Annotated in this window: 13 protein-coding genes; 12 read left to right on the forward strand and 1 reads right to left on the reverse strand. The window is 63.0% G+C overall.

Annotated features, from left to right (window positions below):
* Both DH10_RS33670 and zapE read left to right on the forward strand, forming a co-directional pair.
* Positions 1-289 (forward strand): AprI/Inh family metalloprotease inhibitor (locus DH10_RS33670; protein ID WP_192385822.1); only part of this gene is annotated, 289 nt, incomplete at its 5' end.
* 75 nt (positions 290-364) lie between these two features.
* Positions 365-1,561, forward strand: coding sequence for a cell division protein ZapE (gene zapE, locus DH10_RS33675; RefSeq protein ID WP_192246410.1), 1,197 nt, complete (start codon positions 365-367; stop codon positions 1,559-1,561).
* Between the two features lie 89 nt (positions 1,562-1,650).
* On the opposite strand, the gene DH10_RS33680 is transcribed toward zapE, so the two are convergent.
* A complete protein-coding gene (locus DH10_RS33680; protein ID WP_192246408.1) occupies positions 1,651-2,079 on the reverse strand; it encodes a GNAT family N-acetyltransferase in 429 nt (142 codons plus the stop codon).
* A gap of 231 nt (positions 2,080-2,310) precedes the next feature.
* Here DH10_RS33680 and mdh point away from each other — a divergent pair, with 231 nt between their 5' ends.
* From mdh to DH10_RS33730, 10 genes are all read left to right on the forward strand, one after another.
* Positions 2,311-3,279, forward strand: a complete 969-nt coding sequence (mdh, locus tag DH10_RS33685; protein WP_126086843.1) for a malate dehydrogenase — start codon at positions 2,311-2,313, stop codon at positions 3,277-3,279.
* A 25-nt stretch (positions 3,280-3,304) separates the two neighbouring features.
* Complete coding sequence (gene sucC, locus DH10_RS33690; RefSeq protein ID WP_192246406.1) at positions 3,305-4,498, forward strand: ADP-forming succinate--CoA ligase subunit beta; 1,194 nt, start codon at positions 3,305-3,307, stop codon at positions 4,496-4,498.
* A gap of 4 nt (positions 4,499-4,502) precedes the next feature.
* Positions 4,503-5,060 carry a hypothetical protein gene (locus tag DH10_RS33695; RefSeq protein WP_192246404.1) on the forward strand — a complete coding sequence of 186 codons (558 nt, stop codon included), beginning with the start codon at positions 4,503-4,505 and terminating at the stop codon, positions 5,058-5,060.
* A gap of 36 nt (positions 5,061-5,096) precedes the next feature.
* The gene (locus DH10_RS33700; protein ID WP_192246402.1) at positions 5,097-5,468 is read left to right on the forward strand and encodes a cupin domain-containing protein; all 372 of its coding nucleotides are present in this window, start codon (positions 5,097-5,099) and stop codon (positions 5,466-5,468) included.
* 3 nt (positions 5,469-5,471) lie between these two features.
* The gene (locus tag DH10_RS33705) at positions 5,472-5,963 is read left to right on the forward strand and encodes a DUF1579 family protein (RefSeq protein ID WP_192246400.1); all 492 of its coding nucleotides are present in this window, start codon (positions 5,472-5,474) and stop codon (positions 5,961-5,963) included.
* 83 nt (positions 5,964-6,046) lie between these two features.
* Entirely contained in the window at positions 6,047-6,343 is a 297-nt protein-coding gene (locus DH10_RS33710; protein ID WP_192246398.1) for a hypothetical protein, read from the forward strand.
* The gene (locus DH10_RS33715) at positions 6,270-6,686 is read left to right on the forward strand and encodes a PIN domain-containing protein (protein ID WP_192246396.1); all 417 of its coding nucleotides are present in this window, start codon (positions 6,270-6,272) and stop codon (positions 6,684-6,686) included. Before DH10_RS33710 ends, DH10_RS33715 begins: the two co-directional genes overlap by 74 nt.
* 27 nt (positions 6,687-6,713) lie before the next feature.
* Positions 6,714-7,616 carry a succinate--CoA ligase subunit alpha gene (gene sucD / locus DH10_RS33720; protein WP_192246394.1) on the forward strand — a complete coding sequence of 301 codons (903 nt, stop codon included), beginning with the start codon at positions 6,714-6,716 and terminating at the stop codon, positions 7,614-7,616.
* Between the two features lie 152 nt (positions 7,617-7,768).
* A complete protein-coding gene (locus DH10_RS33725; RefSeq protein WP_192385823.1) occupies positions 7,769-10,756 on the forward strand; it encodes a 2-oxoglutarate dehydrogenase E1 component in 2,988 nt (995 codons plus the stop codon).
* A 49-nt stretch (positions 10,757-10,805) separates the two neighbouring features.
* Positions 10,806-11,063, forward strand: a 258-nt coding sequence (locus tag DH10_RS33730; protein WP_343221666.1) for a biotin/lipoyl-containing protein, incomplete at its 3' end; no start/stop codon positions are given.

Below are 11,063 nucleotides of genomic sequence, written 5' to 3' on the forward strand. Positions count from 1 at the left end.
GGGTGCCGCGGACCTGACCGCGGCCGCCGTCGCCGGCGTCTGGAACGTCAACGTCTCCGGCCAGAGCTGCAAGGTGGCGACGCCGCAGACCAAGTTCGGCGCCGGCTATCGCGCCGGGCCGCTGCATTGCCCGGCTCCGATCGACGGCATCAAGTCGTGGAACGTCGCCGGCAAGCAGCTGACGCTGTACGATGAAAACGGCGGCACGCTGGCCAGGCTCTATTCGTCCGGCGGCGAAAAGTTCGACGGCCAGACTTCCAACGGGCAACCGATCTCGCTTACAAGGTAGGGCGGACCCTTCCTCATTGTTTACGCAGTTCCGGGAAGCCGCTTTTCCCGGAATTGCCCGAGAACGACGTGACCTATGCATCTGCGTGACGGCCTCCAGACCCATGTGACCGTCAGGCAGCGCTACGATCATCTGGTCGAGACGGGCGTGGTCGAACGCGATCCGGCGCAGGAGCGCGTCGTCACCGCGCTCGACCGGCTGACCGACGAGATCTCGGCAAAAAGGCTGGCGCAGAAATCCAGCGCGCTGGGCTGGCTGTTCGCGCGCAGCAGGCAGCCGCGCGAGCAGGTCAAGGGCCTTTATATCCATGGTGGTGTCGGGCGCGGCAAGACCATGCTGATGGACATGTTCTTCGAGCTCTTGCCTGTCAGGCGCAAGCGGCGCGTCCATTTCAACGACTTCATGGCCGACGTGCAGGACCGCATCCAGAAGCATCGGGCGGCGCGCAAGAACGGCGATACCAAGGAAGACGATCCGATCCCGCCCGTGGCGCGAGCGCTGGCCGAGGAAGCCTGGGTGCTGTGCTTCGACGAGTTTTCGGTCACCGACATCGCCGATGCTATGATCCTGTCGCGCCTGTTCTCGGCGCTGTTTGCCAACGGCGTCGTGCTTGTCGCCACCTCCAACGTCGCCCCGCAAGACCTTTATCGCGACGGGCTGAACCGGCAGCTCTTCCTGCCCTTCATCAGCCTGCTCGAGCGCAATACGCATGTGCTGACGCTGGATGCCGAAAAGGACTATCGGCAGGAAAAGCTCAACCGCCGGCCGGTCTATGTCACGCCGGCCGACGCGGCGGCCGACCGCGCGCTCGACGAGGCCTGGAAGACGATGACGCATGGCAGGCCGGCGGAGGCGGTGACGCTGACGCTGAAAGGGCGCCAGATCATCGTGCCCCGCGCCGCCGGCGATGCCGCGCGATTCTCCTTCGCCGATCTTTGCGAAAAGCCGCTCGGCGCGCGCGACTACCTGGCAATCGCCGGCCGCTTCTCGACCATCTTCGTCGACCATGTGCCGGTGCTCGGCGAAGGCAGGCGCAACGAGGCCAAGCGCTTCATCCTTTTGATCGACACGCTCTACGACCAGCGCATGCGGCTGGTGATGAGCGCCGCTGCGCCGCCTGAAGGGCTTTACACCGCCAGGCGCGGCACGGAAGTCTTCGAATTCGAGCGCACCGCCTCACGGCTGGTCGAAATGCAGAGCCGCGACTGGCTGGAAGGCTGGGCGGAGCGGCGGGAGGGTGAGGCCGCGGAGGCGAGGCAGGCGCAGGCGTAAGTCTCTACGCGAAAAAGGCCGATTCATAGCGTTCCGTCACACCCCCCTCTGTCCCTCCGACGCCAATAGGTCTCGAACGTGGTAACGTCCTAAAGCTTATACACATACATCACGAAATCCTCCGTCGGCCCATGCTCCTCCTGCCGCGTTTCATAAAGCGCGCGCGCCGGTGCGTTGTCCGGCTCGGTCCCCACCCAGGCCTCCACGCAACCCTCCTCCCGGCCGATCTCGAACATGGCGTCGAGCATTTTCCGGGCGATGCCCTGCCGCTGGAAAGGCGTCGCCACGCCGACTTCGTCGATGTAGAACTCGCTCACCTTGTCGAGATGGCGGTGGATGACCGCGGCGCACTGGCCAACCACGATTTCGTCAACTATCGCCACGATCATGACATGGCCGGGCGAGGCGAGATAGGCGGCGAGGCGGTCGGGCCGGACCGGCTCGTCGAACACCTCGTCGGCCACTTGCATCACAAGGGCGTCATCGCCGGGATGAAGCCTTCTGATTTCGACGTTCATTGTGTAAATTCTCCCCAGTCGGCTCATGAATTTTGACGTTTACGTAATTCCCAAACCATCTAACCGATTGAAAATGCTAGCTCCAAAATAATCGTTTGAATTTCTTACGCGCCGGAGCTATTGGGTGCGGCGAAATCTCGCGGGTCCTCGCAGCATTCCAGCCTCCTCGACGCCGTCATCAAGTCTGCAAGGATTTGGAGCACGGTCACACACAAGGGAAAACATCCTGACATGGCACGCAACAAGATAGCGCTCATCGGCTCGGGCATGATCGGCGGCACGCTCGCCCATATGATCGGCCTCAAGGATCTCGGCGACGTGGTGCTGTTCGATATCGCCGAGGGCATCCCTCAGGGCAAGGGTCTCGACATCGCCCAGTCGTCGCCGGTCGACGGGTTCGACGCCAGGCTGACCGGCGTCAACGACTATGCCGGCATCGAGGGCGCGGATGTGTGCATCGTCACCGCCGGCGTGCCGCGCAAGCCCGGCATGAGCCGCGACGATCTTCTCGGCATCAATCTCAAGGTCATGGAACAGGTCGGCGCCGGCCTGAAGAAATACGCGCCGAAAGCTTTCGTCATCTGCATCACCAACCCGCTCGACGCCATGGTGTGGGCGCTGCAGAAGTTCTCGGGCCTGCCGACCAGCCATGTCGTCGGCATGGCCGGCGTGCTCGACAGCGCCCGCTTCCGCTACTTCCTGGCGGAAGAGTTCAAGGTCTCGGTCGAGGACGTCACCGCCTTCGTGCTCGGCGGCCACGGCGATTCGATGGTGCCGATGATCCGCTATTCGACCGTGTCGGGCATTCCGCTGCCGGACCTCGTCAAGATGGGCTGGACCTCGAAGGAGAAGCTCGACCAGATCGTGCAGCGCACCCGCGACGGCGGCGCCGAGATCGTCGGCCTGTTGAAGACCGGCTCGGCCTATTACGCCCCGGCGGCTTCGGCCATCGCCATGGCCGAATCCTACCTCAAGGACAAGAAGCGCGTGCTGCCCTGTGCTGCGCATCTGTCCGGCCAATACGGCGTCAAGGGAACCTATGTCGGCGTTCCGGTGGTGATCGGCGCCGGCGGCGTCGAGCGCGTCATCGAGATCGACCTCGCCAAGGCCGAGCAGAAGATGTTCGACAATTCGGTGGCGGCGGTGCAGGGGCTCACCGAGGCCTGCACCAAGATCGCCCCGCATCTCGCCGGCAAGTAATCGTCCCTCTCCGGAGACCAAGCGCATGAACATCCATGAATATCAGGCCAAGGCGCTGCTGAAGTCGTTCGGCGCACCGGTTGCGGACGGCGTTCCGGTGTTCAAGGCAAGCGAGGCGGAAGCCGCCGCCAAGGCGCTGCCCGGCCCGCTCTATGTGGTGAAGAGCCAGATTCACGCTGGCGGCCGCGGCAAAGGCAAGTTCAAGGAACTCAGCCCGGACGCCAAGGGCGGCGTGCGGCTGGCGAAGTCGGCGGCCGAAGTGGTCGCCAATGCCAACGAGATGCTCGGCCACACGCTGGTCACCAAGCAGACCGGGCCGGCCGGCAAGCAGGTCAACCGCCTCTATATCGAGGACGGCGCCGACATCGAGCGCGAGCTCTACCTGTCGATCCTGGTCGACCGCTCGGTCGGCCGCATCGCCTTCGTTGTATCGACCGAGGGCGGCATGGACATCGAGGCGGTCGCGCATGACACGCCGGAAAAGATCCTCACCGTCGCCATCGACCCGGAAAAGGGCGTGACGGCGGATGACGTTAACAAGCTCAACGCGGCGCTGAAGCTCGACGGCGATGCGGCCAAGGACGGCGGCACGCTGTTCCCGATCCTCTACAAGGCCTTCCTCGAGAAGGATATGAGCCTGCTCGAGGTCAACCCGCTGATCGTCATGAAGAACGGGCACCTGCGCGTCCTCGACGCGAAAGTGTCGTTCGACAACAATGCTCTCTTCCGCCATCCGGACGTGATGGAGCTGCGCGACACCACCGAAGAGGACGAGAAGGAGATCGAGGCGTCGAAATACGACCTCGCCTATGTCGCGCTCGACGGCAATATCGGCTGCATGGTCAACGGCGCCGGGCTTGCCATGGCGACGATGGATATCATCAAGCTCTATGGTGCCGAGCCGGCCAACTTCCTCGATGTCGGCGGCGGCGCATCGAAGGACAAGGTGACGGCGGCGTTCAAGATCATCACCAAGGACCCGGCCGTCGAAGGCATTTTGATCAACATCTTCGGCGGCATCATGAAGTGCGATGTCATCGCCGAGGGCGTGATCGCCGCGGTCAAGGAAGTGGGCCTGAAGGTGCCGCTGGTCGTGCGCCTCGAAGGCACCAACGCCGAGCTCGGCAAGAAGATCATCAACGACAGCGGTCTGAATGTCGTGTCGGCGGACGACCTCGACGACGCGGCCAAGAAGATCGTCAAGGCGGTGAAGGGCTGAGCGGATGATTTCGCCCCGCCTTCTGTGTGCGATTTGGTTCGGCAGTGTCGCCGTGCAGGCGCATGCGGAAGAGACTTCGGACGCGATGGTTCTATACAAGGCTATCTGTATCGCATCAAAAGGCGATTTGATGAAAGCCGAGCAATTGACGATCGAAAATGGGTTTTCGATCGACTCTGACGACCATGGCAGAAAGACGTTTGATCGAACTTATACCGGGACGCTCTCGGCACCTTTTGTAACGCTCAAACCTTCGGGATCAAACGGGAACGAGTCTTCACTCGACATCTGTGAGATTTTTGGAACGACCGCTCATATGGCCGACTTTGAAGGTTACGCTCACTCGCAAAGTTTGGTCGAGGTGCCGAAGGACGAGGTTTTTGGCGATCTGGCTGACCAAAACTACATCCGGATTTACGCGAGCAAGGAATGCCGGGCCGATCTGGCCAACAGCACGGGCTGTATTGTTATTGAGACCATCGGCGACAAGCCGACGGGTGACAGTTTTAGTGGGGTCCTTCGTTTCGGAGTTCCTCGGACCCAATCGGGGACTCGTCTGTGACATATCCCCAATCCAAAAGCGAAAAGGGCTGAGCGGATGCCTCCGCGCAAGATAAACCTGGTCGAGGCGGCGGATCGGACGATCACCAAGGTCTTCGATCCGCATATCGCCGGCGATGTCAATGACAGCCAGGCCAAGGTCGCCAAGTTTGGCGAGGTCTTCGACTGGCATGCGCATGACCATGAGGACGAAGCCTTCCTCGTGCTGCGCGGCAGGATCGCCATCGATTTCCGCGACGGGCCGGTCGAGCTCGGCGAGGGCGACTTCATCGTCGTTCCGCGCGGCGTCGAGCACCGGCCGCGCTCGCTGACCAAGGAGCCGGTGGTGCTGATGTTCGAGCCGGCGACGACGCTCAACACCGGCAATGCCAAGAGCGACCTCACCGTCACCGACCTCAAGCGGCTCTGACCCATGAACGCGGCGCCTTTCTCCTCACTCTCGACCGGTCACCAGAGCCTGCAGGCGCTGGTCGGCGCGTGGCGTGGCGAGGAAGAGGTTGCGGCGACGCAATGGACCGATGCCGGCACGGCGACTTCCGAAGTGCTGGCGGAGGCGCAGTTTGGCGGCCTGTTCGTGGTGCAGCGCTATCGCCAGCGCCGCGATGGCACGATCTCTTTCGGTTCGCACAATGTGTTCGGCTTCGATCAGCAAAACGGCGTCGTCACCATGCACCAGTTCGACTCGATGGGGTTTGTCCCCGCTGCGCCGGCTACCGGCAAGCGGAACGGCAGCGAGCTGAGTCTCGAACGGTCGTCGCCACGCGGCGCCGCGCGTGTGAACTATAGTTTTGACGGCGCTGATACCTACCGCATGCGACTGCAGTTCAAGCCCGCCGGCAGCGATGCCTGGCAAGACATGGTAAGCGGCCTCTACCGGCGCGTTTTGCCTTCGGAGGAAGGCTGAACCAATGGAGATCGCGGGCAAGACGGTTGAAGGGCTACACATAATCGCACATATTACCCTGTGTGTTTATGTGGAGACGGGCGATGAAGAACGTCACGCTGGCTATGGATGAAGCTCTGCTCGAAAAGGCGCGCGGCCTCGCCGGGCGTCGCAAGACGACGCTCAACGCCCTTATCCGCTCGCTGCTTGAACATGAGGTCGAGCAGGAAGACAGGATTGCCTGGGCACGGGAGGGCATGCGCAGGCTGATGGCCGAAGCTCCACTCGACCTGGGCCCTGAATACAAATGGAGCCGGGACGATATCTATGCCGAACGAGAGGATAGAATGCTTTCTCGACTCGAACGTCCTCCTATACGCGGCTTCGGAGAGGACAAGTGATCCTCGCCGCCACGATGTCGCGCAACGGCTTGTGCTCGGGACTGTGTTCGGCGTCTCCGGCCAGACCTTGGCCGAGTTCGCAAATGTTGCAAGACGGAAGTCGGTCTTTGCGGATGCTGTGGTTGACCAGTGGCTGGTCTTTCTCGGCACGCTTCCGTTTGTCCCGGTGGACCAGGCCTATGTCATCGCGGGGCTTCGTCTCGCGCGCCGCTATCAACTCAAATATTACGACGCAACGTTGCTTGCGGCCGCAGAGCGGCTCGGCGCGCCGATTTTCTACACCGAAGATCTCAACCACAACCAGGTTTATGGCTCGGTCCGGGCCGTCAATCCTTTCTTGTAATCGCTGAATTCAGAGGCGTTCCCACCCATGTCCATTCTCGTTGACAAGAACACCAAGGTGCTGGTCCAAGGCCTGACCGGCAAGACCGGCACGTTCCATACCGAGCAGGCGCTGGCCTATCATGGCACCAAGATGGTTGGCGGCATCCATCCGAAGAAGGGCGGCGAGACCTGGACCGGCGCCAAGGGCGAGAGCCTGCCGATCTTCGCCACCGTCGCCGAAGGCAAGGCAAAGACCGGCGCCAACGCCTCCGTCATCTATGTGCCGCCGGCGGGCGCGGGCGAGGCCATCATCGAGGCGATCGAGGCCGAGATCCCGCTGATCGTCTGCATAACCGAAGGCATACCGGTGATGGACATGGTCAAGGTCAAGGCGCGGCTCGACCGCTCCTCCTCGCGGCTGATCGGTCCGAACTGCCCGGGCGTGCTCACCCCCGACGAATGCAAGATCGGCATCATGCCCGGCAACATCTTCCGCAAGGGCTCGGTCGGCGTTGTTTCCCGCTCGGGAACGCTTACCTATGAGGCAGTCTTCCAGACCACCAATGTCGGCCTTGGCCAGACCACCGCGGTCGGCATCGGCGGCGATCCGGTCAAGGGCACCGAATTCATCGACGTGCTCGAGATGTTCCTTGCCGACGACGAGACCAAGTCGATCATCATGATCGGCGAGATCGGCGGCTCGGCCGAGGAAGACGCCGCGCAGTTCTTGAAGGACGAGGCCAAGCGCGGCCGCAAGAAACCGATGGCGGGCTTCATCGCCGGGCGCACGGCGCCGGCCGGCCGCACCATGGGCCATGCGGGCGCGGTGATCTCCGGCGGCAAGGGCGGCGCGGAAGACAAGATCGCGGCGATGGAATCGGCCGGCATCAAGGTTTCGCCGTCGCCGGCGCGGCTCGGCACGACGCTGGTCGAGGCGATTAAGGGTTGAAGTGAGTAACTAGTGAATGGTGAATAGTGGTGGCTAGAACGGACGAATAGTGGAGCACGGCCGGCAGGTCGCAACGCTGCCGGCGGCCATTCACTATTCACTACTCACCATTCACTCCAAAAAGGAGACGGAGCCAGGCTCCGCAAACGAAAATGGCACGACACGATCAGGCCAACGACCAATTCTCGCTCACCTCGTTCCTCTATGGCGGCAATGCCGACTATATCGACGCGCTCTATGCCGCCTATGAGGACGATCCTGCCTCCGTCGATCCCGAATGGCAGGATTTCTTCGCGGCGCTGAAGGACGATGCCGGCGACGTCCGCAAGAACGCCAAGGGCGCCTCCTGGGCGAAGCCCTCCTGGCCCATGCAGGCCAATGGCGAGCTGGTTTCGGCGCTCGACGGCAATTGGGGCCTGGTCGAGAAGCACATCGAAAAGAAGGTGAAGGAGAAGGCGGTCGTCAACGGCGCGGCGCTTTCGGACGCCGACGTGCACCAGGCGACGCGCGATTCCGTGCGCGCCATCATGATGATCCGTGCCTACCGCATGCGCGGCCATTTGCACGCCAAGCTCGATCCGCTGGGCATCGCCAATCCGCTCGAGGACTATAACGAGCTATCGCCGGAGAATTACGGCTTCACGGCAGCCGACTATGATCGGCCGATCTTCCTCGACAATGTGCTGGGGCTCGAGTTCGGCACCATCCGGCAGATGCTGGACATTCTCACCCGCACCTATTGCTCGACGCTGGGCGTCGAGTTCATGCACATCTCCGACCCCGAGGAGAAGGCCTGGATCCAGGCGCGTATCGAGGGCGCCGACAAAGAGATCACCTTCACCGCCACCGGCAAGAAGGCGATCCTGTCCAAGCTGATCGAGGCGGAGGGCTTCGAGCAGTATATCGACGTCAAGTACAAGGGCACCAAGCGCTTCGGCCTCGATGGCGGCGAGTCTCTGATCCCGGCGCTGGAGCAGATCCTCAAGCGCGGCGGCCAGCTCGGCCTGAAGGAGATCGTGCTCGGCATGGCCCATCGCGGCCGCCTCAACGTGCTCTCCCAGGTGATGGCGAAGCCCCACCGCGCCATCTTCCACGAGTTCAAGGGCGGCTCGGCCGCGCCAGACGAGGTCGAGGGCTCCGGCGACGTCAAGTACCATCTCGGCGCCTCGTCGGACCGCGAGTTCGACGGCAACAAGGTGCATCTGTCGCTGACCGCCAACCCCTCGCATCTGGAGATCGTCGACCCGGTGGTGATGGGCAAGGCGCGCGCCAAGCAGGACCAGTTCGCCGGGCGCGAGCGCGGCGAGATCGTGCCGCTGTCCGAGCGCGCCAAGGTGATGCCGCTGCTGCTGCACGGCGACGCGGCGTTTGCCGGCCAGGGCGTGATCGCCGAAATCCTTGGCCTGTCAGGCCTGCGCGGCCATCGCGTCGCCGGCACGCTGCATTTCATCATCAATAACCAGATCGGCTTCACCACCAATCCGCGCTTCTCGCGCTCGTCGCCCTATCCGTCGGATGTGGCCAAGATGATCGAGGCGCCGATCTTCCACGTCAACGGCGACGATCCGGAAGCGGTGGTGCATGCCGCCAAGGTTGCGACCGAATTCCGCATGAAGTTCCACAAGCCGGTGGTGGTGGACATGTTCTGCTACCGCCGCTTCGGCCACAACGAGGGCGACGAGCCGTCCTTCACCCAGCCGATCATGTACCGCAACATCCGCAGCCATAAGACGACGGTGCAGATCTATGCCGACCGGCTGATCGCCGAAGGCCACATCACCCAGGCCGAGGTCGACAAGATGCGGGCCGACTGGCGCGCGCATCTGGAGCAGGAGTGGGAAGTCGGCCAGGCCTACAAGCCGAACAAGGCCGACTGGCTGGACGGCGCCTGGTCCGGCCTGCGCACCGCCGACAACCAGGACGAACAGCGCCGCGGCAAGACCGCGGTGCCGGTCCGGACGCTCAAGGAAATCGGCAAGAAGCTGACCGAGGTGCCGAAGGATTTCGAGGCGCACAAGACGATCCTGCGCTTCCTCGAAAACCGCCGCCAGGCGATCGAATCCGGCGAAGGCATCGACTGGTCGACCGCCGAGGCGCTCGCCTTCGGCGCCATCCTGCTCGACGGCAATCCGATCCGCCTCTCCGGCCAGGATTCCGAGCGCGGCACCTTCTCGCAGCGCCATTCCGTGCTCTACGACCAGCGCGACGAGACCCGCTACATCCCGCTCAACAATCTGTCGGCGGCGCAGGCCGGCTACGAGGTCATCAACTCGATGCTCTCGGAAGAGGCGGTGCTCGGGTTCGAATATGGCTACAGCCTGGCCGAGCCTAAGGCGCTGACGCTCTGGGAAGCGCAGTTCGGCGATTTCGCCAACGGCGCCCAGGTGGTATTCGACCAGTTCATCTCGTCCGGCGAGCGCAAGTGGCTGAGAATGTCGGGCCTCGTCTGCCTCCTGCCGCACGGCTATGAGGGCCAGGGACCGGAGCACTCGTCGGCGCGCCTGGAGCGGTTCCTGCAGCTCTGCGCCGAAGACAACATGCAGGTGGCGAATGTCACCACGCCGGCTAACTATTTTCACATCCTGCGCCGGCAATTGAAGCGCGACTTCCGCAAGCCGCTGATCCTGATGACGCCGAAGTCGCTGCTGCGCCACAAGCGGGCGGTGTCGACGCTGTCGGAAATGGCGGGCGAAAGCTCCTTCCATCGGCTGTTGTGGGACGATGCGCAGCTGTTGCCCAACCAGCCGATCAAGCTGGTGAAGGATTCCAAGATCCGCCGTGTCGTGCTGTGCTCGGGCAAGGTCTATTACGACCTCTACGAGGAGCGCGAGAAGCGCGGCATCAACGACATCTACCTGCTGCGCGTCGAACAGCTCTATCCGTTCCCGGCCAAGGCGCTGATCACCGAACTGTCGCGCTTCCGCAACGCCGAGATGGTGTGGTGCCAGGAGGAGCCCAAGAACATGGGCGCCTGGTCGTTCATCGACCCCTATCTCGAATGGGTGCTGGCGCATATCGACGCCAAGCACCAGCGGGTGCGCTACACCGGCCGGCCGGCCTCGGCCTCGCCGGCGACCGGGTTGATGTCGAAGCATCTCAGCCAGCTCGCTGCCTTGCTCGACGACGCGCTCGGTGAGTAGCAGGCCGGAAGAAACAGACCTCAAGAAGAGAAGAGAACGGACAGGCACAATGGCTACCGAAATCCGCGTCCCCACTCTCGGCGAATCAGTCACCGAGGCGACCGTCGGCAAGTGGTTCAAGAAGGTCGGCGACGCGATCACCGCCGACGAGCCCTTGGTCGAGCTCGAAACCGACAAGGTGACGGTGGAGGTGCCTGCCGCGGGCGCCGGAACGCTCGCCGAAATCACCGTCAAGGAAGGCGAGACGGTCAATGTCGGCGCGCTGCTCGGCTCGATTTCGGCCGGCGGCGCGGCCGCCGCCCCCGCC

The sequence above is a fragment of the Mesorhizobium silamurunense genome (genome assembly GCF_014843825.1).
Classification (GTDB): Bacteria; Pseudomonadota; Alphaproteobacteria; order Rhizobiales; family Rhizobiaceae; genus Mesorhizobium; species Mesorhizobium silamurunense.

Excerpts from the sequence above, each read along its gene's own strand:
- DH10_RS33700 (WP_192246402.1), top strand. The coding sequence starts at position 5,097 with ATGCCTCCGCGCAAGATAAACCTGGTCGAGGCGGCGGATCGGACGATC.
- DH10_RS33705 (WP_192246400.1), top strand. The coding sequence starts at position 5,472 with ATGAACGCGGCGCCTTTCTCCTCACTCTCGACCGGTCACCAGAGCCTG.
- DH10_RS33715 (WP_192246396.1), top strand. The coding sequence starts at position 6,270 with ATGCCGAACGAGAGGATAGAATGCTTTCTCGACTCGAACGTCCTCCTA.
- sucC (WP_192246406.1), top strand. The coding sequence starts at position 3,305 with ATGAACATCCATGAATATCAGGCCAAGGCGCTGCTGAAGTCGTTCGGC.
- DH10_RS33710 (WP_192246398.1), top strand. The coding sequence starts at position 6,047 with ATGAAGAACGTCACGCTGGCTATGGATGAAGCTCTGCTCGAAAAGGCG.
- sucD (WP_192246394.1), top strand. The coding sequence starts at position 6,714 with ATGTCCATTCTCGTTGACAAGAACACCAAGGTGCTGGTCCAAGGCCTG.
- DH10_RS33725 (WP_192385823.1), top strand. The coding sequence starts at position 7,769 with ATGGCACGACACGATCAGGCCAACGACCAATTCTCGCTCACCTCGTTC.
- zapE (WP_192246410.1), top strand. The coding sequence starts at position 365 with ATGCATCTGCGTGACGGCCTCCAGACCCATGTGACCGTCAGGCAGCGC.
- DH10_RS33680 (WP_192246408.1), bottom strand. The coding sequence starts at position 2,079 with ATGAACGTCGAAATCAGAAGGCTTCATCCCGGCGATGACGCCCTTGTG.
- DH10_RS33695 (WP_192246404.1), top strand. The coding sequence starts at position 4,503 with ATGATTTCGCCCCGCCTTCTGTGTGCGATTTGGTTCGGCAGTGTCGCC.
- mdh (WP_126086843.1), top strand. The coding sequence starts at position 2,311 with ATGGCACGCAACAAGATAGCGCTCATCGGCTCGGGCATGATCGGCGGC.